Origin of the sequence: Variovorax sp. PBL-E5 (assembly GCF_901827185.1) — a bacterium.
GTDB lineage: Bacteria > Pseudomonadota > Gammaproteobacteria > Burkholderiales > Burkholderiaceae_C > Variovorax.
This window is the reverse complement of record NZ_LR594671.1, coordinates 1,979,870-2,003,468: the sequence shown is the minus strand read 5'-3', so window position 1 is coordinate 2,003,468 and position 23,599 is coordinate 1,979,870. Positions and strand designations below refer to the sequence as shown.

General features: G+C 67.3%; 22 protein-coding genes. 6 read left to right on the top strand and 16 right to left on the bottom strand.

The features are described from left to right. Positions 1-11 precede the first annotated feature (11 nt). Positions 12-863 (top strand): ABC transporter permease, encoded by an 852-nt coding sequence (locus tag WDLP6_RS09835; protein ID WP_162592181.1) that lies wholly within the window; start codon positions 12-14, stop codon positions 861-863. A 4-nt stretch (positions 864-867) separates the two neighbouring features. Continuing rightward, positions 868-1,662, top strand: a complete 795-nt coding sequence (locus WDLP6_RS09830) for an ABC transporter ATP-binding protein (protein WP_162592180.1) — start codon at positions 868-870, stop codon at positions 1,660-1,662. Between the two features lie 29 nt (positions 1,663-1,691). Here the strand turns inward: WDLP6_RS09830 and WDLP6_RS09825 are convergent, their stop codons facing one another. Then, on the bottom strand, positions 1,692-2,993 hold the full coding sequence (locus tag WDLP6_RS09825) for an MFS transporter (protein ID WP_232077014.1): 1,302 nt from the start codon (positions 2,991-2,993) through the stop codon (positions 1,692-1,694). 210 nt (positions 2,994-3,203) lie between these two features. Here WDLP6_RS09825 and WDLP6_RS09820 point away from each other — a divergent pair, with 210 nt between their 5' ends. Continuing rightward, complete coding sequence (locus WDLP6_RS09820) at positions 3,204-4,211, top strand: LacI family DNA-binding transcriptional regulator (protein ID WP_162592179.1); 1,008 nt, start codon at positions 3,204-3,206, stop codon at positions 4,209-4,211. A gap of 41 nt (positions 4,212-4,252) precedes the next feature. Here the strand turns inward: WDLP6_RS09820 and WDLP6_RS09815 are convergent, their stop codons facing one another. The 15 genes from WDLP6_RS09815 to WDLP6_RS09745 form a co-directional block, all read right to left on the bottom strand. Further along, complete coding sequence (locus WDLP6_RS09815) at positions 4,253-4,693, bottom strand: GNAT family N-acetyltransferase (RefSeq protein ID WP_162592178.1); 441 nt, start codon at positions 4,691-4,693, stop codon at positions 4,253-4,255. Between the two features lie 175 nt (positions 4,694-4,868). Further along, a complete protein-coding gene (locus WDLP6_RS09810; protein WP_162592177.1) occupies positions 4,869-6,062 on the bottom strand; it encodes a PP2C family protein-serine/threonine phosphatase in 1,194 nt (397 codons plus the stop codon). A 33-nt stretch (positions 6,063-6,095) separates the two neighbouring features. Further along, a complete protein-coding gene (locus WDLP6_RS09805) occupies positions 6,096-6,983 on the bottom strand; it encodes a patatin-like phospholipase family protein (RefSeq protein WP_162592176.1) in 888 nt (295 codons plus the stop codon). Continuing rightward, a complete protein-coding gene (locus WDLP6_RS09800; protein WP_162592175.1) occupies positions 6,980-7,324 on the bottom strand; it encodes an STAS domain-containing protein in 345 nt (114 codons plus the stop codon). The genes WDLP6_RS09805 and WDLP6_RS09800 overlap by 4 nt, the downstream gene beginning before the upstream one ends. Before the next feature lie 26 nt (positions 7,325-7,350). Further along, on the bottom strand, positions 7,351-7,821 hold the full coding sequence (locus tag WDLP6_RS09795) for an ATP-binding protein (RefSeq protein WP_162592174.1): 471 nt from the start codon (positions 7,819-7,821) through the stop codon (positions 7,351-7,353). Next, positions 7,818-9,254: an ATP-binding protein gene (locus tag WDLP6_RS09790; protein WP_162592173.1), complete on the bottom strand. Its 1,437-nt coding sequence runs from the start codon at positions 9,252-9,254 to the stop codon at positions 7,818-7,820. Before WDLP6_RS09790 ends, WDLP6_RS09795 begins: the two co-directional genes overlap by 4 nt. After that, on the bottom strand, positions 9,251-9,610 hold the full coding sequence (locus WDLP6_RS09785; protein WP_162592172.1) for a response regulator: 360 nt from the start codon (positions 9,608-9,610) through the stop codon (positions 9,251-9,253). Before WDLP6_RS09785 ends, WDLP6_RS09790 begins: the two co-directional genes overlap by 4 nt. A 1-nt stretch (position 9,611) precedes the next feature. Continuing rightward, positions 9,612-11,000: an ATP-binding protein gene (locus WDLP6_RS09780; RefSeq protein WP_162592171.1), complete on the bottom strand. Its 1,389-nt coding sequence runs from the start codon at positions 10,998-11,000 to the stop codon at positions 9,612-9,614. A gap of 228 nt (positions 11,001-11,228) precedes the next feature. Continuing rightward, positions 11,229-12,410 carry a M20 aminoacylase family protein gene (locus tag WDLP6_RS09775; protein ID WP_162592170.1) on the bottom strand — a complete coding sequence of 394 codons (1,182 nt, stop codon included), beginning with the start codon at positions 12,408-12,410 and terminating at the stop codon, positions 11,229-11,231. Positions 12,411-12,442: 32 nt separating this feature from the next. After that, positions 12,443-13,951 (bottom strand): M81 family metallopeptidase, encoded by a 1,509-nt coding sequence (locus WDLP6_RS09770; protein WP_162592169.1) that lies wholly within the window; start codon positions 13,949-13,951, stop codon positions 12,443-12,445. Next, positions 13,948-15,621, bottom strand: a complete 1,674-nt coding sequence (locus WDLP6_RS09765) for an ABC transporter ATP-binding protein (protein WP_162592168.1) — start codon at positions 15,619-15,621, stop codon at positions 13,948-13,950. Before WDLP6_RS09765 ends, WDLP6_RS09770 begins: the two co-directional genes overlap by 4 nt. 4 nt (positions 15,622-15,625) lie before the next feature. Then, the gene (locus tag WDLP6_RS09760; protein WP_162592167.1) at positions 15,626-16,597 is read right to left on the bottom strand and encodes an ABC transporter permease; all 972 of its coding nucleotides are present in this window, start codon (positions 16,595-16,597) and stop codon (positions 15,626-15,628) included. A gap of 12 nt (positions 16,598-16,609) precedes the next feature. Beyond that, a complete protein-coding gene (locus WDLP6_RS09755) occupies positions 16,610-17,551 on the bottom strand; it encodes an ABC transporter permease (RefSeq protein WP_162592166.1) in 942 nt (313 codons plus the stop codon). Positions 17,552-17,581: 30 nt separating this feature from the next. After that, positions 17,582-19,165 (bottom strand): ABC transporter substrate-binding protein, encoded by a 1,584-nt coding sequence (locus WDLP6_RS09750; RefSeq protein ID WP_162592165.1) that lies wholly within the window; start codon positions 19,163-19,165, stop codon positions 17,582-17,584. Between the two features lie 64 nt (positions 19,166-19,229). Beyond that, complete coding sequence (locus WDLP6_RS09745; RefSeq protein ID WP_162592164.1) at positions 19,230-19,724, bottom strand: MarR family winged helix-turn-helix transcriptional regulator; 495 nt, start codon at positions 19,722-19,724, stop codon at positions 19,230-19,232. A gap of 194 nt (positions 19,725-19,918) precedes the next feature. On the opposite strand from WDLP6_RS09745, the gene WDLP6_RS09740 reads away from it, so the two are divergent. The 3 genes from WDLP6_RS09740 to WDLP6_RS09730 are packed head-to-tail and all read left to right on the top strand — an operon-like array spanning position 19,919 to position 23,575. Further along, a complete protein-coding gene (locus tag WDLP6_RS09740) occupies positions 19,919-20,431 on the top strand; it encodes a MarR family winged helix-turn-helix transcriptional regulator (RefSeq protein ID WP_162592163.1) in 513 nt (170 codons plus the stop codon). A 38-nt stretch (positions 20,432-20,469) separates the two neighbouring features. After that, positions 20,470-22,071, top strand: a complete 1,602-nt coding sequence (locus WDLP6_RS09735) for an ABC transporter substrate-binding protein (RefSeq protein ID WP_162592162.1) — start codon at positions 20,470-20,472, stop codon at positions 22,069-22,071. A 1-nt stretch (position 22,072) separates the two neighbouring features. Further along, the gene (locus WDLP6_RS09730; protein WP_162592161.1) at positions 22,073-23,575 is read left to right on the top strand and encodes a M81 family metallopeptidase; all 1,503 of its coding nucleotides are present in this window, start codon (positions 22,073-22,075) and stop codon (positions 23,573-23,575) included. Positions 23,576-23,599 lie beyond the last annotated feature (24 nt).

The following is a 23,599-nucleotide window of genomic DNA, read 5'->3' as shown; positions in this document are numbered from 1 at the left end:
CCGTGAGCTGCATGGATGAAACCGAACCGATCGACATGACGATGGCCAACGCGAAGGCCGCCGCTGGCGGCGCGGCGTCAGACAAGGCACGCGGACTCCCCGAGTGGCTCGCCATCTTGCTGCTGCAGTTCGGCGTGGTGCTGGCCGCCCTCGCGCTGTGGCAGATGGCGGCCAGCTTCGGCTGGGGCGTGAAGGTGGTGGTGCAAAGCCCCGCATCGGTCGCGAAGGCATTCATGGCACTGGTCGCTGGCGAGCAGCTCTGGCCGAATTACTGGGCGACGCTGAAGGCCACCATGGCCGGCCTCGTCATCGCCGTGCTGATCGGCACGCCGATCGGCCTGGCGCTGGGCCTCATGCCCATGGCACAGCGCGTCGTCGCCCCGTTCCTGAGCGCGATCAACGCCATGCCGCGCATCGCGCTGGCGCCCGTCTTCATCGTGGTGTTCGGCATCACGATGTCGGCCAAGGTGGCGCTGGCGGTGAGTCTCGTGGTGTTCATCATGATCCTCAACGCCATCGCCGGCGTTGCCGCGGCCGACCCGGAGTCCGTGCGCATGATGACGGCGCTCGGCGCCTCGCGTGCGCAGACGCTGCGCATGGTCGTCCTGCCTGCGGCGCTGCCGTCCATCCTCACCGGCGTGCGGCTCGGGCTGATCTACTCACTGCTGGGCGTGATCGCTTCCGAGCTGATCGCCTCGGCCGACGGCCTGGGCCAGATGATCGCGCGCAGTGCCGGCGTGTTCGACCTGGCCACCGTGTATGCCGCCCTGCTGTTGCTGATGGTGACGGCGGCGATTTTCAACACCGCCAGCGAGGCGCTCGGCCGCTGGCTGCTGCGTTGGCAGGCGCCCACCGCTCACTGACGCCATGACGAGCCTTCCCATGAACCAGGCCGCCCCAGTGGCCAGCCTGCGCGGCGTGACCGTGCGCTTCGGCAACCGCACCGCCGCGCCCGTCGCCATCCTGCGCGACTTCTCGCTCGACGTGCAGCCCGGCGAATTCCTGGTGATCGTCGGCCGCAGCGGATGCGGCAAGACCACCGTCCTGAACCTGCTGTCCGGCCTGCTCGATGCCAATGCCGGCGCCGTGCAGGTGATGGGCAAGGCGCCCCGCGCCGCACGCGATCATCTCGGCTACATGTTTGCGCGCGACGCGCTGGTCCCCTCGCGCACCGCGCTGGGCAACGTGGAGATCGGGCTCGAGGTACGCGGCGTGCCTCGCACCGAGCGACGGGCGCGCTCGCTCGATTTGATGGCGCGGCTGGGTCTTGCCGGCGCCGAGGCGCGCTATCCATGGCAGCTCTCGCAGGGCATGCGCCAACGGGTGGCGCTGGCGCGCACCTGGGCGCTCGACCCCGACCTGATCCTCATGGACGAGCCGTTCGCCGCCCTCGATGCGCAGACCCGCGAGTCGGCCCGCGCGCAGTTCCTGGCGCTGTGGGAGCGCAGCCGCAGCAGCGTGATCTTCGTGACGCACGACCTGACCGAGGCGCTGCTGCTCGGCGATCGCCTCATCGTCATGGCGCCCGGCGGCCGCATCGTCGAAGACCTGAGCCTGCCTTTCCGCCGCCCTCGCAACGCGCATGAACTGCCTTTCACCGACGAGTTTCGCGCGCTCGAGCGCAAGCTGCGAGACGGGCTGGGCGAGGAGCTGGGCGGATAGCGATCCGAAGCAGAGATTCAGCCCTGCCATCAGTTCAGCGCTTCCCCTGTTCGGTCTTTGATCCAGATCAGTGCCAGCGACGAGACGACCAGCACAACGATCAGGTAGAGCGCCGGTGACAGCTTGCTGCCGGTGTTCTCGATCAGCCAGGTCGCGACGAGTTGCTGGAAGCCGCCGAACAGGACCGAGACGCCGATGACGAACGACATCCCGGTGACGCGCACCTTCTGCGGGAACATCTCCGGGAACAGCGTCAGCGACGGACAGTTCATGAACGCGAGCAGAAGCGACATGCCGGCGACAGCGAGCAGCAGCGTCGATTGCGTCGGCGAGGCGATCAGCCACAGAAACGCCGGATAGATCAGCACCAGCATGCCGATGCGGCCGATGATCACCAGCACCTTGCGGCTGTACATGTCGGCGCATCGGCCGATGAATGGCGAGACGGTGAAGCTCAGCGCGCCCGAGACGAGCGCAGCGAGCAGCGCGGTCGTCGGCGGCAGGTGCAGTTCGCGGATCGCGTAGATCGGCATGTAGAACGCGACCGTATAGGCCGCGACGGCGTTGCCGATACTCAGCAGCGAGCCGAGCCAGATCTCGGTGCCATGGCTCTTCAGTGCCGTCGCGATCACACTGTGCGAACCGTCCCTGTGGCGCAGCGTCTCGCCGAGGTGGCGCCGCAGGTAGGCGCCGACCGGTGCGATCAGCGCGCCGAGCAGGAACGGCACGCGCCAACCCCAGCTCTCGAGCGCGGCCGGTTCCAGGCTCGCCGTCAGCAGCAACGCGACCGCCGCACCGACCGCAATACCCAGCCCCTGGCTGGCGAATTCCCAGCTGCCGAAGAAGCCGCGGTTGCGCGTGTCGGCCTGCTCGATCAGCACGGTCGCCGACGCGCCGACTTCGCCGCCGGCCGAGATGCCCTGGATCAGGCGCGCCAGCACCAGCATCGTCGGGCCGATCAGCCCGGCCTGCGCGTAAGTCGGCGCAAGGCCGATCATCAGGCAACCCAGCGCCATCAGGTTCATCGTGAGCACCATCGCGGCGCGACGTCCGACCCGGTCGGCGAACGCGCCGATCAGCACACCGCCGACCGGCCGCATCAGGAAGCCGACGCCGAAGGTCGCGACCGACAGCATCAGCTGCCCATACGCGCTCGCGCTCGGAAAAAACAGCTTTCCGATCGTGATGGCGAAAAACCCATAGACCGTGAAGTCGAAGAACTCGAGCGCGTTGCCGGCGGTGGTCGCCGCGATGATCTTCCGGCGGCTCGGTCCGGCCCGTGTCACGGAGAGTGCGACGGATGCAGAGGCGGGCATGGGCGCAGCTGTCATGGATTTGTCTCGTTGTGTTGGCGTTGGAATGCTGCCTGCCTGTGTTGCATTGCCTGGCCCGCGGAAACAAATATCATACGTATTACAAGATCAGGCCCGCCAAACCCCGCGTCCCGGTAGCACCTACAGTCTTTGCAGATGAAAAAGAAATCGCAGGTTGCAGCACCCGCGAAAGGCGCCTCACCGGCCCCTGCGGACAAGAAGCCGCAGATGCCGCTTCGGCGGCCGACGCAGCGCGACATCGCGGCGGCCACGGGCCTGTCGCAGACTGCCGTCTCGCTGGTGCTGCGCCATGGCGACGTGCCTGCGGTCTCGGCGGATGCCCGCGCGCGCATCCTGAAGGCCGCGCAGCGCCTGGGCTATGTGCCGAACCGCATCGCACAGAATCTGCAGGCGACCCGCTCGCACACGCTCGCGTGCATCGTCCCGGACATCACGAATCCGACCTATCCGGCAATGGTGCGCGGCTTCCAGGCAGTGTCCCAGGCGGCCGGCTACGACGTGATGATCTTCGACACCGATGCCCAGCCGGAGCGTGAGCGCCAGGCGCTGAACTGGTTGCTGCAGGGCCATGTCGACGGCGTGCTCGCGTCGTTCTTCCATATCGCCGAAGCGGAGCTGGCCGGCCTGGTCAGGCGCGGCACCGCGCTCGTGCTGATCGGGCGCCCGGCGCGCAAGACGTCGACGCAGATCGACAGGCTCTATGTCGACAACGCCGGCGCGGCCCGGGCCATGACGCAGGCGCTGATCGCCAAGAAGCACCGGCACATCGCGATGATCTCGCATCCGCTCGGGCCGGGCGCGGAACGATGCCGTGGCTATCGCAGCGCGATGAAGGATGCCGGGCTGCGAACGATCGACATCCCGGCCGACGGCTTCGTGCAGGACGCCGGCATGCGCGCGATGGCGGAATTCCTCGCGCAGCGGCCGCTCTGCAGCGCGGTGTTCGCGGCCAACGACCTGCTCGCGATCGGCGCGATGGCGGCGATCCGCGCCGTCGGCCTGCGCATTCCGCAGGACATCGCGGTGGCTGGCTTCGATGACATTCCGGCCGCGGCGCTGATGTATCCGGCGCTGACGACGGTGCACCGCTCCGAGCCGGCAATGGGCCGCATGGCCGCCGACATGCTGATTGCCCAGCTCGACGCGCACGGGGCCGAGCGCCCCGGCCGCAGCATCGAGTTGCCTTACCAGCTGGTGATGCGCGACTCGGCCTGATCCTCGGGGCCGCCCGCTCCAGGACGAGTTCCAACAGCCGGCTAAGTCAGCTCGCAACTGACACGTTCCACGCCCCGGTCGGGCGGCTCGTCGAAGCCGGGCTCCAGTCCATGCTTGCGCATGAAAGCCAGCATCCGCCGATTGGCGTCCAGCACGTCGCCGTAGAGGTGGCGCAAGCCTGCATCGCGTGCGCCTGCCATGAGGGTGGTCATCAGCCGGCTCGCCACCCCCGTGCCCTGCCATCCATCCAGCACGCTCAGGGCCAGCTCGGCGCTGCCGCGTTCGGTATCGACGACGAACCAGCCCGCCTCGCCGATGATCTCCTCACCGTCGGCACCCCAGATGCAGGCCACCCAGGCCGAATGCCGGATGCCGTCGGCATTGACCAGGTAGGCGACCAGCTTGGGCGGGGCGCCGCTGATGCCTCCATGGAAGCGATTTCGCCGCGACGGCACGCTCAGTCCCAGCAGAAAGATTTGCATCGTTTGTGCATCCTCCGTGCGCACGCGACGGATGAATACGGCGGGTCGCGCTGGCTGCTGCATGGTCAAGCACTCCGGGCAAGTTCAAAACAAAGGCGCAGTGGAAGGCCGGCCGTCGACAGCCTCGGCGCCAAGGCCAGGCACCGTCCAGGCATCCCATCGTGAATCGTGCCGTTCATGCGCAAGCGGCTTCACGCATCAGACCGAACAAGGTCACGTCGTCATGCGGCTCGAACGCGCCCACGTGCGCAGCCAGTTGCGTGCGCGCGCTTTCGACCATGGCCTGCGCAGAGTCGGCTTCACGGGCCAGCGCGTGTCCCAGTGCTTCCTCGCCAAAGGGCCCCGACACGCCGCGCGCCTCGCTCGCCCCATCGGTGTACAGGAGCAGCCTGGAGCCCGGCTGCATCGTCAGGCTCCGCACTTCACAACGTTGGCCGACCAGCAGTCCCACCGCCGGCCCCGTGATGTCGAGCCGCGTCAGGGTGCCGCCTTCTGCTTGCTGGACAAACGGCGCTTCATGGCCGGCATTGAGGTAGTGCATGCGCCCGCTGTCCGGCTCCAGAAGTGCGAAAAACAAAGTGGCGAACATGTTCTCGTGCCCGTGCACGGTGGCGATGTAGTCATTGACGAACGCCACGCTGCGCACGAGCGTCGCAGGGGGAGGCTCTTCGAGCGTGGCCTGGCAGGCCACCGCGCGCAGCAGCGTGCGGAACAGCGCCATGTAGAGCGCCGCACCCACGCCCTTGTCGCACACGTCGGCGACCGCGAGAGCGAGCGAGCCTCCGGGTATCGCATACGCATCGTAGAAGTCGCCGCCGACCTGCCGGGCAGGCGTACAGCTGGCGCCCAGCGACCATCCCGCCAGGCTCGGCAGTTCCGCGGGCAGGAAGCCTTGCTGGATCCGCTGGCCGATCTGCAATTCTCGGGAGAGTGCCTGCAGCAGCTGGCTCTTGTGATCCTGCAGTCGCTTCTTGGCCAGCGAGGATTCGATGCGCGCTTGCAGCACCACCGGATTGAAGGGCTTGGGGAGGTAGTCGTCGGCCCCCAGCTCCAGGCAGCGCACGACGCTGTCGCTCTCGTCGATGGCCGAGACCATCACCACGGGCAGCTGCGCCAACAGGGGGCTGGCCCGGATGCGCCGCAGGGTTTCGTAGCCGTCCATCTCGGGCATGGTGATGTCCAGCAGCACCAGATCCCAGTCCTGCTGGTGCAGCTTGTCGAGTGCATCGCGGCCGTTGACGGCGACGCCCGCCTCGTGGCCCAGACGCTGGATGCGGCGCGCCAACAGGTCGCGATTGAGCTCGAGGTCGTCGACCACCAGGATGCGCATCGTGCGTTCCAGGTGCTGCGTTGGCGTCGGCTTGGACATCAGGGCTGGGTTCGCAGGATGCTGGCCGCGCCTTCAGGCGGAGACAGGTTCAAGGCGTTCGCGATCTGCGTCGAGCAGCGCGTGAAGATAGGGCAGTTGCTGCAAGGCGGCTTGCTCGCCCTCTTCGATGATGTAGGGCACCTTGTCCGTGTCGAACAGGCGCACGCGTTGCTTGAACTGCGGCAGGATCAGAATCATCTCGGAGTGGTGCGCCGCGCTCTGAAAGGCCAGGCGCGACTTGAGCAGATTGTTCGCGAGGATCGCACTGAGCTGGGCCGCAAAGCGCCCCGCATTGCGGATGTTGTCCTGGTACGGGCTCTCGAAGCCCACCGCGACGATCACGCGGCTGCCGTTCTTCATCGCCACGCTGATCGGCAGCGGGTCGGCCAGATAGCCATCGACCAGAAGCCGGCCGCCCAGTTTCACGGGCGGAAACGCCAGAGGCAGCGAAACGCTGGCGCGGATCGCATCGACCAGGTCGCCGCGGGTGAGATCGACCAGTTCGCCATTCAGGAAGTCCGTGGCCGTGATGTGGAGCGGGATCGGCGTGTCTTCGATGCGCCGTTGCCCGAAAACGTCGCGAAAGGCCGAGAGCATCGGGCCATCGTCACGCAAGCCGAAACTGTCCGCCCGAAAACCGAAGAGCCTGGGTGCCAGCAGGCGCAGGAAGCCCATGTTGTTGCGCTTGGAAGTCATCTTGCGGGTCCAGGTGCGCAAGGTGATATCCGTCATCCTGGCGGCATCGAAGCCGAGGGCGACCCCGGCCGCGAACAGGGCGCCGCCGCTGCAGCCGACCACGCGATCGATCCCGATGCCCGCCTCGGCGAGCGCCTTGACCACGCCGATGGAGGCAGCGCACTTGACGCTGCCCGAGCCGATCACCAGCGTGACCGCAGGCCCCCGGGCCGGCGCGCGCTTCATGCGGCCTCCGTGAAGCTCTCCACCGCGTGGCGCACGTCGGGGAAGATCTTGAGAATGCTGGTGAAGCCGGCGATCTCAAGCACCCGCTTGACCTGAGGCTGCACCGCGGCCATGCGCAGGTCGCCACCGGCGAGGCGGCAGCTCTTGACCGCGCCGAGCAGCGACCGCAGGCCGGCGCTGCTGGTGTAGTTCACGAGCGAGAAATCGGCCACCAGATGGACGTTTCCCTGGGATGTCGACGCCGCAAAGCGCTGAGTCAATTCGTCGGCGTTGAGACTGTCTACGCTGCCTGTGATGGCCAGGACGAAGATCGTGTCGTGTTGGGTGATGGCGATCTGCAAGAGCGTTCTCCGGAAGTCAGTGGGGGTCAGTGGGATGCGGACGGCATCAGGTATTTTTCGATGGTGAAGACGTTGCCGCGCAATGGATGGCGTTGGTAGTGCTGGCGGTCGGAGAGTTGCCGGATCAGGTGCACGCCCAAGCCGCCCAGCGCACGCGCCTCGACCGCGGCGGTGGCGTCCACAGGCGCTACCGACAGCGGATCGAAGGGCCTGCCGCTGTCTTCCAGTGTCAACACGATGCGGCGCGGACCGCCCTGACGCGCGATCCGGACCTCCAGCGTCAACGGCCCCTCCTGGCCTGCCGGATAGGCGTGGTGCATGACGTTGACACAGGCCTCCTCGACGATGAGATGGAGCTCATGGCACGTCGGGCCGTCGATCTGCTCGCGCCGGCACATGGCGGCAACCAGAGCCAGCAGTGCCGGCAGGTTGGCGAGCACGGCACCGCACGCGATGCGATCGGTCGCCCCGGCGGATGCGGTGCGCCGGTCCGTCATGCCCCGCGTTCCGATGGGGCGCCCGGCGGCGGTGGCCCGGGCCGTCGCGAAGGAACCGGCTGAGGCAGCCAGACGGTGAAGCATGAGCCCGCACCAGGCGTGCTGCTGACCTCGATGTCTCCGCCCATCAGGCGGCACAGACGGCGGCTGATGGTCAAGCCCAGGCCGATGCCGCCAAACGCACGCGTGGTGCCCTCGTCGGCCTGCAGAAAGGGTTGAAACAGTTGACCGATCTCCACGGGGCTCAGGCCGATGCCGGTGTCTTCGACATCGAGTCGCACCGCCGGTACGCCGGGTTGTCGCTCGCACGTGGAAGCGCGCAGCTGCACGTTCCCATCCGCCGTGAACTTGGCCGCGTTGGACACCAGCGCGATCAGCACTTGCCGCAGGCGCAGCGCATCCACATGGATCAGCGCCAGGCCCGGCTGCACATCGACCTCCATCCGATTTCCGTTGGCGATCAGCAGCGGCTGCGCGGAGACCTCGACGGACGACAGCAGGCCCCGCAGGTCGCAGTCTTCGAGGTGGAGCTGAAGCTTGTCGGCATCGAGCCGGGTCAGATCCAGCACGGCGTTGATCATGGACAGCAGATCCTTCGCCGCATGCTTGATGCGGCCCAGATCGGCGCGGGCCGCGGGCGGCGTGCTGTCGGCCAGTTCTTCTTCGAGCAGTTCGGCGTAGCCGATCACGGCGTTGAGCGGCGTTCGCAGCTCGTGGCTCATGTTCGCCAGAAAGGCGCTCTTGGCCTTGTTGGCCAGCTCTGCTTCCTGTCGCGCCTGTTCGAGGTGCACGGCCTGGGCTTCGATCTCGCGATTGCGCTCTTGCAAGGCCGCGCGCGTGCGGGCAGTGCGCAGCGATTCGGCGTGAATCGCATGGCCGAAGAGCGACAGGTAGAGCGCCGCGGCCGCGGCCGACAACGCGATGGTCAACAACGACGTATCCGGACGGAACTCGAAGCCTGTCGCGGCGGCGCCCGTCCCGATGCCGATGGCCATGGCCATCAGGCCGCGCAACGCATGGCGCCCCCCGCCCGAACCGAGGTTCGATGCATGCATGGCGCCGCCCAGGGCGACGATGATCCAGGGGTTGACGCCCGAGAGTCCGCCGTAGATTCCGATCAGCAAAGAGTCGACCAGCAAGGCGCGCATCTCGCTGCGCCTGCTGTCGATGGCGCGACAGCTCAGCCAGTAGGCAAGATGCGGCCACGTCAGCATGACCGCCCCCGCCCACCACAGCGCGGCCGGCGGATGCGTGGTGAAGACCGAGCCGAGCAACAGGGCAGCGGCCAGATGGGCGCCGATACGCACCGGGTAATTCACGCGCACCCCGCCGTACAGGCGTCGCGGCACGGCAGAAACGCCGTTGGCGGTGCGCGGTGGATCGGGGACGGCATCGACGCCCGTCGCCGCAGGCACGCCGGGCAGCGCCGTCACAGCAGACCTTCGATCTTCGCCAGCAAGCGTTCGAATTCGATCGGCTTGGTGTCGAAATCGTCGCAGCCCGCGTCCATCGCACGCTGGCGGTCCCCCTCCCTCGCGTGCGCGGTGAGCGCGACCACCGGGATTGCGCGCAGATCGGGGTTGGCCTTCAGCCGGCGCGTCGCCTCCCAGCCGTCCATGATCGGCAGGCTCATGTCCATCAGGATCAGCGCCGGCCGGGCGCTCGCAGCCGCGCTCAGCGCATTCGGGCCGTCGAAGGCCATCACCACCTCGTAGCCACGCCGCCGCAGCCGCCGCGACAGCATGTCCCGGTTGAGCTCGTTGTCTTCGACCAGCAGGATCTTTGGCATGTCAATCCGAGGCTGCGTTTTCGACGAGAGGCAAGTTCGCGAGCACGGCCGCGCGAAACTGGCTGCCCTCGCCTTGCGTGCTGATGGCGGTCACGTCGCCGCCCAGCAGGCGGCACAGACGGCGGCTGATGGCCAATCCAAGGCCCGTGCCGCCGTAATTTCGCGTCGTCTCGGCGTCGGCCTGCACGAAGGGCTGGAAGAGCCGGCCCAACTGCGAAGGCGTCATGCCGATGCCGGTGTCGCTGACCTCGAACACCAGGAGGGGGCGGCCGCCCGCGTCGAGTTCACCGATGGTTTCGATCGAGATGCGGCCATCGCTGGTGAACTTGGCCGCGTTCGACACCAGGTTGATCAGCACCTGTCGCAGCTTCGTCAGATCGGACTGCACCGGGCCCAGCCCCTGCGCGCAATTCACCTGCAGGCTGTTGCGGTTGATGGCGAGAAGCGGCTGCGTGGTCGAGACCACCTGGTCCAGCAGTTCGGTCAGCTCGAAGGACTCGACATGCAATTCGATCTTGCCCGCTTCGATTTTCGAGAGATCGAGCACATCGTTGATCATTTGCAGCAAATGCCGCGCAGCACCCTTGATGCGGCCCAGGTCGGCGAGCGAGGCGTCGGGTTCGCCGCGATCCAGGAAGTCTTCTTCCAGCATTTCGGTATAGCCGATCACGGCATTGAGCGGCGTGCGCAGCTCGTGGCTCATGTTGGCCAGGAAGGCGCTCTTGGTGAGGTTGGCGGCCTCTGCCTGCGCACGGGCCCGCTCGGCAATCACCCGGGCCTGTTCGAGATCGGCCTTCTGTTGCTCGATGACCCGGTTGCGCCCGTGAGCCTCCCGCTTGGCACCAATGGCCTGGCGCGTCTGGAAATGAGACACCAGGCCGAACGCGGCCGTGTAGGTGACGACGGCGAGTGCCGTCATCGCGTGCGCCAACAGCGGTACCTGCAACACGTCGAACCCTGTGTTGAGCCCCGCGACCAGGATCCCGAGCAAGAAGCATCCGGCGCCGATCAAGCCCAGGCGTAGCCCGCCGATACTCAGGTTGGCTGCGTTGATGGCGGTGAAGGACACCACGCAAATCCACAGATCGAGGCCGGTCAGCAGCGAGAACGCGCCCATGAGGAAGCTGTCGACCAGCAGATTCCGCTGCTCGGCGGCCTTGCTGTCGCGCGCGCGGCTCGCCACCAGATAGGCCAGATGCGGCCACAGCAAGGCAATGCTGCAGATCAGCACCAGGATGCCGACGGGAATGGTCCGCAGCTGCAACACGGAAAGCGCCACCGCGCCGAAGAATCCCTGCCCCACCACACGCAGACCGTAGTCCAGGCGCACGGTGGGATGGGCGCGCAGCGGCGCCCCCTGGGACGACAGATCTTGCGGGGCGATGTTCAAGAAAGGGCTCTGTGCAGTTCCATTGCGGATGGGGCCATGTGCAGTGCTGTTCCAGCCCCGCGGCGAGCCCGCCCGCAGGGGCTTCACTGAAGGTGAGTGTAATACGTATTACAAAATGACTCGATTTTTCCTCGCGTCCACGAGGCCGGAACGCTTCAACACCGGCCAAGGCAGTCAGTTCATCGGCTTGGAGGTGACCGATCAGCGGAGAGACGCCAACGCCCAATCTCAGTCGACGAGAAAGCGCTCGGCGAGACAGGTCCAGTACGCAGCACCCATCGCAATGTTGTCGTCGTTGAAATCGTAGCCCGGGTTGTGCACGTGGCAAGCGCCCTCGCCGTCTCCATTGCCGATGACGAGGTAGCAGCCCGGCACTTTCTCCAGCATGAACGAGAAGTCCTCGCTGGCCGAGAGCGCCGGCCCCTGCAACTCGGTGTGATCGGGGCCGACCAGATCGAGCGCGACTTCGCGTGCAAACGCCGTCTCCTCCGGGGTATTGACCAGCACCGAATAACCGCGCCGATAGTCGACCTCCGCGTGCACACCGAAGCTCACAGCCTGCGCGGCGACCAGCGCCCGGATGCGCCGCTCCAGCAGCGCGCGCATTTCGCGGGTCAGGGCACGAATGCTGAGCTCGAGTTGCGCCGAAGCGGGGATCACGTTGTTCGCCTGGCCGGCATGCAGCGCGCCGACGGTGACGATCGCCATCTCCATCGGATCGGCGTTGCGCGAGACAATGGTCTGCAACGCCATCACGGTGCTCGCCGCAGCCACGATCGGGTCGGCCGTCTGGTGGGGCATGGCGCCATGCCCGCCGACACCGTGCAGCGTGATCGTCGCGTAGTCCGAGGACGCCATCATCGGTCCCTCGCGGAACACGAAGCGTCCCTGCGGCACGCCCGGTCCGTTGTGCATCGCGAACACCGCCTCGCACGGGTACTTCTCGAACAGGCCCTGCTCGATCATCCGCAACGCGCCGCCGGCGCTCTCCTCCGCCGGCTGGAAGATCAGGTTCAGGGTGCCGCTGAACTCGCCGTGCCGCGCCAGATGATGCGCTGCGGCGAGCAGCGTCGCCGTGTGGCCGTCATGGCCGCAGGCATGCATGATGCCGGGCCGGCCGCTGGCGTAGCGCAGGCCCGTCTTCTCTTCGATCGGCAGCGCGTCCATGTCGGCGCGCAGGCCGAGCCGCTTCGCACCATGGCCGCGCTTCAGTTGGCCGACGACCCCGGTGCCGCCGAGGCCGCGCTCGACCGCGTAGCCCCATTGCTGCAGTTTCCCGGCCACCAGGTCGCTGGTGCCGAACTCCTGGAACGCAAGCTCGGGGTTCGCGTGGATGCGGTGACGAATCCCGATGAATTCGTCTGCCTGGTCGCGCAGGGCGGCAAGGTGCTGGGCAGCGGTGGCCGGCATGGTTGAGATGGAACGAAGTGAGTTGAGATGATTCAGGGCCGGCGCGCGATATCCGCCGGCAGCTTGCGCCACGGCAGATCGGCCGGATCGGCGGCCATGGGACCGGCTGCCTTGGCAACCAGAATGGCTTCGGCAATGGGCGCAAAGTCGGCACGAAAATGGACCGAGCTCTTGTTGACGAGAATCTTCATGCGTTCCGGATCGACACCGACGCAACGAAACAACTCGCGGTCGAGCATCTGCGTTTTCGCGCTCGCGACGACGACAAGCACGCCGTCGATCTCCAGGCATGCGGTCGGCCCGAGTTCGACGCTCGGCTCCATCGCCATGGGGCCCTTCAGCGCGACATGCCCGTCGCTCAACGCATGCACTCTGAAATCGCCGCGCAGCGGCGCGTCGCTGCGCGCTCCGGTGAACGTGGGCACGGCCGCGCCGAGCGACAGCGACAGCGTCGCGCCCACGCCAGCCGCATGAGCGGCCGTGGCGGCCGCCGGATCCCACAGCAGGCCGAGCGCCACCTGCTGCGGGAAGCGGCGTCCCGCGCCTTCGGCGATCAGCGCGTGCAGCATGCCGGTGGTGTTGCTGTCGGCGCCGGCGCCGGGGTTGTCCTGTGTGTCGGCGATGACGACCGGGCGCATCGCGCCTGCGGCGATCGCCAGCGCGCGAGCGACCGCCGGACGCGGCGCCAGCACGTCGAGCCGCCATTGCGAACGCGGCTCCACGATCCGCGCATGCAGCTGCCGGACGGCGGTCTCGGCCGCTTCGCCGTGCGCCCAGACCACGGGCCCGCAGGCTGCGATGTCGGCCGCCGGGAAGCCCATCGCAAAGCTCAGCACGACGTCGTGCGTGGCGTCCAGCGCCTCCAGCGCCCGATAGATTGCCGCGGCCGGCTCGGCCATCGTCGTCTGCACGTTCAACGGCAGCAGGAAGGGCACGCGCAGCGCATGCATCGCTTCGCGTTCGCCGCGTGCGAGGCGCCGTTCGAGCAGCCTCGCCGCGCGCTGCCCGGTGTCGGCCATGTCCACGTGCGGATAGGTGCGATAGGCCACGAGGGCGTCCGCCGCATCGAGCATCCTCGGCGTGACGTTGGCGTGCAAGTCCAGGCTCGCAACGATGGCGACCCGCGGCCCGACCAGCGCGCGGATGCGCGACAGCAGTTCGCCCTCGGCGTCGTCGTGGTGCTCGGCGACCGCGGCGCCGTGCAGGTCGAGGTAGACGGCATCCAGCGTGTCCGCGCCCTGCGCATCACGCACGTCGTCGCAGATCACGCCCGCCAGGCGCTCGAAGGCGTCGCGGGTGACGTGCGCCGACGGCGTCGCGCCGGCCCAGCACGAGGGAATCAGCGTCCAGCCGCGCTCGCGCGCTGCGCGCATGAAGCCGCCGATCGGAATGTTGCCGGCGGACAGCCGCTCGACCATCGCCTGGCCCCGAACGAATGCCGGAAAGGTTTCGCCCCGATTGAATGCGGCCCAGTCAGCGCGACTGGGCGCGAAGGTGTTGGTCTCGTGCAGGAAGCCGCCGATCACGATGCGGCAAGTCATGCGCACGCTCCCGGTGCTGCCGTTGCATCGCTGCTGCCGAACGCGAAGCCGCGCCCCGGCGCGGCCGCGAGCAGCGCCTTGGTGTAGGGATCGCCCGGCGCGAAGAACACATCGCCGACGGGACCCTGCTCGACGATGCGCCCGCGCTGCATCACGATCACGCGGTCGCAGATCTGGCTCGCGACGCGCAGGTCGTGGGTGATGAACAGGATGCCGATCGACAGGCGCTGCTGGATGTCGTTCAGCAGATCGAGGATCTGCGCCTGCACCGACACGTCGAGCGCAGACACCGCCTCGTCGGCGATCAGCACCTGCGGCTCGCAGGCGAGCGCGCGCGCGATCGAGATGCGCTGACGCTGTCCGCCGGAGAACTCGCTCGGGTAGCGGTGCAATGCATCGGGTTTCATGCGCACCAGTCGCATCAGGTCTTCGGCGCGGGCCCAGGCCTCGGCGCGAGGCACGCCGAAATTCAGCGGCCCTTCGATGATGGACGCGCCGGCCGTCTGGCGTGGATTCAGCGAACGGTACGGATCCTGGAACACGACCTGCACCCGGCGGCGAAACGGAGACAACGCGCGACCGCTGAGCCCGGCGACCGACATGCCGCCGGCGACGATGTCCCCGCTGCTCGGCTCGATCAGCCGCGCAATGCAGCGCGCCACGGTCGATTTGCCGGAGCCCGACTCGCCCACGATTCCGACCGTCTCGCCCGGATGGACCGTCAGCGACACCTCGTGTGCCGCATGCACGACACGGCGCCTGCCGGGCCACGCGCCGCTGACATAGGTCTTGCTGACGGCACGCGCGTCGAGCAGCGCATCGCCGCCGGGCAACGGCGCGCGTGCGTGGCGGCCGAGCTCCGGCACCGCGGCCAGCAGCATCCGGGTGTAGGGCTCGCGCGGTGCGCGCAGCACCTCGAGCTTGTTGCCCTGCTCCACCATGTGGCCGAGCTGGAGCACGACCACGCGGTCCGCGATCTCGGCGACGACGCCGAAGTCGTGCGTGATGAACAGCACCGCCGTGCCGTTCTCGCTTTGCAGCTGCGCGATGAGCTTCAGGATCTCGGCCTGCGTCGTCACATCCAGCGCGGTGGTCGGTTCATCGCAGATCAGCAGCGCCGGCTTCAGGATCAGCGCCATGGCGATGACGATGCGCTGGCGCTGGCCGCCGGACAGCTGGTGCGGATAGGAGGCCCAGATCCGCTCCGGCTCGGGCAGCTGCACGTGCTCGAAGATCGCCAGCACCCGCGCACGTCGCTGCGCCGCCTGCAGCCGGGTGTGCTGGCGCAGCATCTCGTCGACCTGGTCGCCGCAGCGACGCACCGGGTTCAAGGCCGTCATCGGCTCCTGGAACACCATCGCCATCGCGGCGCCGCGCCGGCTTCGCAGCTGCGGCTCGCTCAGCTGGAGCACGTCGTCACCGTGCAGCAGGATGCGCCCGCTCGATGCCCTCAGGCCCTTGGGCAGCAGCCCCATCGTCGCATGCGCGATGACGGACTTGCCGGACCCCGATTCGCCGAGCAGGCAGACCGTCTCACCGGCGCGCACGTCGAAGCTGATGCGCTGGACCGCGAACGGCCGGTCGGCACCACCCGGCAAGGCGACGCAAAGTTCCTGCACGGAAAGCACCGGACGCTGGCCCGACGTCACTTCGATCGATGTGGACGACATGGGCTTACTCTCCCCGCTTGCTGAACTTCGGGTCGAGCGTGTCGCGCAGCCCGTCGCCGAGGATGTTGACCGCCAGCACCGTGACCGCGAGGAACAGGCCCGGAAACAGCACGTTGTGCGGATACTGGGTGAACTGGATGCGGCCTTCGGCCATGATGTTCCCCCAGCTCGGGATGTCGGCCGGCATGCCGACGCCGAGGAAGGACAGGATCGCCTCGACCAGGATCGCCGAGGCGCAGACGTAGGTGGCCTGGATGATCAGCGGCGCGATCGCGTTCGGCAGGATGTGGTGCGTGATGATCTTCCAGACCGGCGTGTCGAGCGCGATCGCCGCTTCCACATAGGGCTCTTCGCGGATCGAGAGCACGACCGAACGCACCAGGCGTGCGACGCGCGGGATCTCCGGCACGGCGATGGCGACCACGATCGTCAGCAGGCTGGCGCGCCAGACGGCGACCAGCGTGATCGCGAAGAGGATGCCGGGGATCGCCATCACGCCATCCATCAGGCGCATCACGATGCCGTCCAGTCGCCGGAAGTAGCCGGCAGCCAGGCCCACCGTCATGCCCAGCGCGATCGCGAGCGCAGCGACCGCGATGCCGACCGCCAGCGAGACGCGCGCGCCGTACAGCACGCGGCTCCAGATATCGCGCCCGAGGCTGTCGCTGCCCATCAGGAACCAGTGCGGGAAGCTGTCGCCGGCCAGGCTCATGAACTCGGCGTGCGTGCCCGGCAACAGGTTCGCGCTGCCCGGATCGATCAGTGTCGGGTCGATGGTGCCGAGCCAGGGTGCGGCGATGGCCGCGGCAACGAGCAGCGCCAGCGCGATGCTGCCGGCCCGCACAGCACCATTGCGCAGCGCGCGGCGCCACAGCGGGAGTCGCTTGCGTTCGCGCGGCGGTGCGAGATCGGCATCGGCGTCGCCGAAAGTGCCGTCTGCTGCGAGCGGCGGCGTGGCGAGCGATTTCTGGTTCATGGGCTCTCGCGTTCAGTAGCGGATGCGCGGATCGAGCAGCAGGTAGCTCAGGTCGACCAGCAGGTTGATCAGCACGTAGATGAGGGAGAAGAACAACGTGATGCCCTGGATCAGTGGATAGTCGCGCGACAGCACGGCATCGACGGTCAACTGGCCGAGGCCGGGAATCGCGAAGACCGTCTCCGTCACGACGACGCCGCCGATCAGCAGCGCGACACCGATGCCGATCACCGTGACGATCGGAACCGCGGCGTTGACGAGCGCATGCCGCACCAGCACGTGGCGCTCCGAGATTCCCTTGGAGCGGGCGGTGCGGATGTAATCCTCGGTCATGGCCTCCGCAACCGCGGCGCGCGTGACGCGCGCGATCAGCGCGACGTAGACGATCGACAGCGTCACGGCCGGCAGGATCAGATGGCGCAGCCACGGCCACAGCCCGCCATCGATCCGCGCATAGCCCTGCACCGGCAGCAGTCCGCCCTTCAGCGCGACCGCCCAGATCAGCACATAGCCGATCACGAAGGTCGGGATGGAAAAGCCGAGCACCGAAAAGCTCATCAGCGCGCGATCGAGCCAGCCGCCGTGCCGCCAGGCGGCGAGGATGCCCAGCGGCACGGCCACGAGCACGGTGAAGACGAGCGTCAGCCCGGCCAGCGAGAGCGTCGGTTCGATGCGCTGGCCGATCAGCGACACGACACTCTGCTTGAGAAACAGCGATTCACCGAGATGGCCGCGAACGACCTGGGCCGACCATTTGAAGAACTGCACCGGCAGCGGCTGCTCCAGACCCAGTTCGACGCGCACGCGTGCAATGTCGCTGGTCGAGGCGTTGTCGCCGACGATCAATGCCACCGGATCGCCGGGAGCGAGCCGGGTCATCAGGAACACGATCAGCGCGACGACAATGAGGACCGGCACGGTGGACGCAAGGCGGCGCAGCAGGAATGTCAGCATGGCGGAATCCGTCCTGTGGGCTCAGACGACTCAGTCGGTCTTCTTGATATTCCAGAACACATTGACCGGGGCCGTCAGCACGCCGCTCACCACACCGCGACGAATCACGGACAGCGTCTTGAATTCGCCGATCGGCGCAAACAAGCCACTCTCATAGACATCGAGCTGGATCTCCTCGGCCAGATGCTTGCGCGCCCCGGCATCGGTGGTCGCGACGAATTCGCGCTTGAGCTTCTCGAGCCGTTCGTCGGTCGGCCAGCCGAACCAGCCCTTCTCGCCGTTGCCGGTCAGCGGCGCAAAGTACATCGGGTTCATGGTGTCGCTGGCGCCCCAACCCGTCATGAACAGATTCCAGCCGCCCTTGTCGGCCGGTTCCTTCTTCGCCCGGCGCATGAGCAGCGTCGGCCAGTCCATCGCCTGCATGTCGACGTTGAAGCCCGCCTGCTTGAGCAGTTGCGCCAGCACCGGCGGCAGCTTGTTGAGCAGCGTGAAGTCGGCCGGGTACATCAGCACCACCGGCTTGCCGTCATAGCCGGCCTCCTTCAGCAGCTTCTTCGCCTCCTCGAACTGCGGCTTGCCGGTGAAGTAAGCCGTCTTGTCGGACGCCAGCGGCGAGCCGCAGGGAAAGATCGACGTGCAGTCGCGGTACAGGTCCCGGAACACCAGTTGCGCGCGCATCATCGCCTGCTGGTTGATGGCCATCAGCGCTGCCTTGGCGATCTTCGGATTGTCGAACGGCGGCACCAGGTGATTGAGGTGCAGGAAGTAAGAGCCCGGGACTGTCGCCTCGACCATGTCGAGCTTCGGATTCGTGCGCAGCGTGGCGTAGTGCTCGGCCGGAAGCCACGACAGCATGTCGACCTCGCCGTTGGTGATCGCGCTGGCCTGGGTCTGCGCATCTTTCAGGATCACCCACTCGACACGGTCCACATAGACGCGCTTGCCGCCTGCGGTGCCCGACGGCGCTTCGCTGCGGGGCACGTAGTGCGTATTCTTGACGTAGACGACCTTCTCGCCCGGGCGGAACTCGTCCTTCTTGAAGATGTACGGGCCCGAGCCGGTGTAGTCGTCGATCTGCTTGTCGGCCGGCGTCTCGGCCACGCGCCGGGGCATGATGAAGGCCGGGCTGCCCGACGGCTTGGCGAGCGCTTCCAGCACCATGCCGAAAGGCTCCTTGAACACCATGCGGAAGCTGCGTTCGTCGACCGCTTCCAGCTTGTCCATCACCGCGAACATCTTCTGGCCCAGGCTGTCGCGTTTGCCCCAGCGCGTGAGCGAGGTCACGACATCCTGCGCCGTGACGGGCGCCGCATCATGGAACGCGAGGCCGCGGCGCAGGGTGAAAGTCCAGGTCTTCGCGTCGGCGGACATCCGGTAGGTATCGACCATCTGCGGCTGGACCTTGCCGGAGGCATCCAGTCCGAACAGGGTGTCGTAGATCATGTAGCCGTGGTCCCGGGTCACGAAGGCCGTGGTCCAGATCGGGTCGAGGATCTTCAGGTCCGTCTGCGGCACGATGCGCAGGACCTTGCCCGGATCTTGCGCCGAGGCGGCAACGGCCGCCAGCGCGAGCAGCGCGGCGCCGGCAAATCGAACGAAGGAGAAACGTGACATGGCACCGGCCTTTGAGTAAGGGAAAAAGTGGGGAAGCGAACCAGGAAAAAATCGCGGCGCCGGCTCAGGCAGCCCGGCGCGCCCTGGAGCGCAGGAGGTGCTCTTCGACGCGGGCCACGATCTCGTCGCCCGACTGAATCAGCTTCTGCAGGCAGCGCTCGAACACCGCCTGTTCCTCGGCGGTCAGCGCCGAGCGGAATGTGGACTCCGCGAAGCGGCCGATGGGCTCGGCGCTCATCACCGTGTCCACGCCTGCATCGGTCAATTCCAGATTGATCTGGCGCGCGTCTTCGGTGCCCACCGATCGCACCACCAGACCGCGCCGCACGAGCGCCGTGATCGCCTTGGAGGCCAGCGTCTTCTCCAGATAGGTCTGCTCGATCAGGCGCGTCAGCGTGAGGCCGGGCTCGCTGCCGATGAAGCGCAGCAGCCGCACCTCCCGAAGGGTCACGCCGCATTCGCGCTCGTAGATGCTCGACGCCTGCGACTTCACGCGCTCGTTCATCACGTCGAGCGTGACCGTCACGTAGTCGAGCTTGACCTTGAGCGGCTTGCGCAAGGTCGTTGGGGATCTCTTAAGAGGTGGTGTATTCATCAGTTGATGTTTGCAACTAAATGGATGGTAGCGGCCGCCGCGGAACCGACCAACAGGGGTAAACACCGAGGCCGGGCGCGCTTCCCGTATTTGATCTGGCTCGGCTTTGCTGATAGCCTTATTTAAGTGGAATTTTCACCTAATTCAATATTCATCATATGAAGAAGCCTGACAAGCTGCGCAAGCCATTGAAGGTCAAGCTCGACTACGTGTCGGTCCTGCTCGATACCGTCAACGAACGCGTCAAGGCGGCCGGGTCGGAGATCTACGAGCGCGAGTGCGGCGTGAACGTGCGCCAGATGCGGGTGCTGCGTGCCGCCGCCCATGAGCCCGGAATGACTCGAGCGCGCCTGATCGAGCACGTGCACCTGGAGAAGACGCTGGCCTCCAAGACAGTGACCGAACTGGTACGCCGCGGCTTGATGTCGCGTACCGTCGGCGCGACGGATGCGCGCCAGGTCTGCCTCGAACTCACCGACGAGGGCGAAGCCATCGTCCTGCAGGCCGAGCCCATCGGACGCCGCCTCGAAGCCACAGCGCGCGGGCTGCTGGGCGCGCAGCGCTACGACACTTTGATCGGCTGCCTGCAACAGCTGGCGCAGTTCGGCGAGGACGCCTCGGCAGATGTCGAGCGGCACCTGAAGCGCTCCGCCAGCAGGCGCCGCGGCTGACGATCGCACCCCCTGACCCGACCATGAAAAGGAAGTCCATGCGATATCGAATCTTTGGGCGCGCTGCCTGCGCGGCGATGCTTGCGCTTGCCGCTGCCGTTGCACCGGCGCAGGATGCCGGCACGGTGCTGCGCGTCGTCCCACCGGCGGAGCTGAAGATCCTGGACCCGATCTGGACCACCTCGTCCGCCACGCGCAATCACGGCTACATGGTCTACGACACGCTGTTCGGGACGGACGCCGACGGCCACGCGCAGCCACAGATGGTCGACAAGTACAGCGCCAGTGCCGACCGCAAGACCTGGGAATTCACGCTGCGCCCCGGGCTGGCGTTCAGCGACGGCACGCCGGTCACCTCGCAGGACGTGATCGCCTCGCTCACCCGTTGGGGCCAGCGCGATGCCATCGGCCAGAGAATGTTCGCGGCAATGGACAAGCTGCAGGCGATCGACGCCAACAGTTTTCGCATGAGCTTCCGGGAGCCCTTCGGCCTGGTCGCCGAGGTGCTGGGAAAGACCTCGGCGAACGTGCCGTTCATCATGCCCAGGCGTGTCGCACAGACGCCTGCCGACAAGCAGATCGATGACCCCATCGGGTCCGGGCCGTTCGTGCTCGACAAGGGCGGCTTTCGAGCCGGCGATCGCGTGGTCTACCTTCGCAATGCGAAATACAAGCCGAGGCCCGAGCCGGCCTCCGGCACCGCCGGCGGCAAGCGCGTCCATGTCGACCGCGTCGAGTGGATCGCGTTGAAGGACGCGCAGACGCAGGTCAGCGCACTGCTCAACGGCGAGATCGATGTCATCGAATACGCACCGGCCGAGCACTACCCCACCCTGCGCACGGATGCCAGGACCGAGCTGGTCGACGTGCTCCCGCCGCAGATGATGACGGTGCACTTCAACCACCTGGTGCCGCCATTCGACAACCCGAAGGTCGTTCGGGCGGCCCTGCTGGCCATCAACCAGGAGGCAATGCTGCGCGCACAGGCGCCCTATCGCGACCTGTACCGGCCCTGCGCCTCCATCGCACCGTGCGGCGCCGCAACCGCCGCTGGCGATGCGCCATGGTTCACCGGCAAGCCGCAGTTCGAGCAGGCCCGCAGTCTCCTCAAGGAGGCCGGCTACGACGGCAAGCCCGTGGTGCTGATGCAGCCCACCGATCAGGTGCTGCTGAACAAGTATCCGCTGGTCTATGCGCAGCTGCTGAAGCAGGCCGGCTTCAACGTCGAGGTGCAGTCGATGGACTGGGGCACGCTGATCTCGCGGCGCGCTCGCAAGGAGCCGGCCGACAAGGGCGGCTGGAACGTCTTCATCACGGGCTGGTCCGGCAGCGATGCGATCAACCCGCTGTTCTATCCGCCGCTGACCGGCAACGGCGAGCAAGGCTACTTCGGCTGGCCGAGCGATGCGCAACTCGAGAACCTGAAGACCCGCTTTCTCGCCGCCGGCGATCCGGCGGAACGTCAACGTGTGGCGGCGCTGATCGGACAGCGCGCACTGGAAGCCGGCGTGATCGGGCCGATCGGCGAGATGAACGTTCTCACCGCCATCCGGCGTGGCGCACTCAGCGGCCTGCTCAAGGGGCAGCTCGGTGTGTACTGGAACGTACGCAAGAACCCGATCGGCACCCGGAGCCAATGACATGCATGTCCTGATCGCCGGCTTCCAGCACGAAACGAACACATTTGCACCCAGCCGGGCGGATTGGCCGGCCTTCAACCGAGGCGACGGATTTCCGGCCTATGCGCGCGGCGCCGAGATGCAGGCGCGCATGGCCCCCCTGAACTTCGGCATCGGCGGCTTCATGGCAGCGGCGCGCGAGGCGGGCTGGCAGGTCGTGCCCTCCGTGTGGGCCGGCGCCACGCCGTCGGCCCACGTGACGGACGATGCGTTCGAACGCATCGCCGGCGAGTTGCTGGAAGACGCCCGCGACGCGCTGGCACGCGGCCAGCTCGATGCCGTGTTCCTCGACTTGCACGGCGCTGCGGTGACCGAGCGTTTCGAGGATGCCGAGGGCGAGTTGCTGGCTCGGCTGCGGGCATTGATCGGACCCGATCGACCGATCGTCACGACACTCGACCTGCACGCCAACGTCAGCCCGCGCATGCTCGAGCTCGCCGATGCCATGGTCGCCTACCGGACCTATCCTCATACCGACATGGCCGCTACAGGCCGTCTCGCTGCCCAGGCTTTGCAGCGACGCATCGCGCGCGGCACGCGCGAACCGATGCATGCACGCCGAATCCCCTTTTTGCTGTCGCTCAATGTGCAGTCCACCATGACGGAGCCTGCCGCTTCGGTCTACCGCCAACTGCTCGAGCTGGACGGCGCACGAGGCACCCTGCTGAGCTTCGCCATGGGCTTTCCGGCCGCCGACATCGAACATTGCGGGCCGGTCGTCTGGGGCTACGGCGATCAGGCCGAAGCGGCCGCGCAGGCGCTCCACGAGTGCGCCGTCACGGCCCGGTCGCAGTGGCGTCTCGACCTGCTGGCGCCGGCCGAGGCCGTGGCGCGTGCGCTCGCACTGGCCGAAGGAGCCCGACGGCCGGTCGTGATCGCCGACACGCAGGACAACCCGGGTGCCGGCGGCAACAGCAACACGACCGGGCTGCTGCACGCCCTGCTTGCCGCGGGGGCCGGACGCCTTCATCCGCACCAGGTGGCGCTCGGCCTGATGTACGACCCCGACGCCGCGCGCGCCGCGCATGCGGCGGGCGTCGGCGCGCGCCTGCACCTGAGCCTGGGCCGCAGCGAACCGACCTGGGGCGGTGCATTCAGCGATGCGCCGGTGCAAGGCGAGTTCACCGTGCTGGCGCTGAGCGACGGCCGCGTCGTCGGAGCCGGCCCGGTGCTCGGCGGCACGCCGGTCTGTCTCGGCCCCAGCGCATGCCTTGCCATCGACGGCGTGCAGGTGGTGGTCGTCAGCGGCAAGTGCCAGATGATGGATCGCGAATTGTTCCGCTTCGCCGGCGTCGAGCCCGAATCGATGAGGATCCTGGTCGTCAAGAGTTCGGTGCATTTCCGCGCCGACTTCACGCCGATCGCTCAAGACATCCTGGTCGCGCGAGCGCCGGGTCCCGTCGCAGCCGATCCCGCGGACTTCCCATGGCGTCGCCTGCCCGCGAGCGTCGACAGGCGGCCATGAGCTTGCGGATCAAGCCGAGAAGCC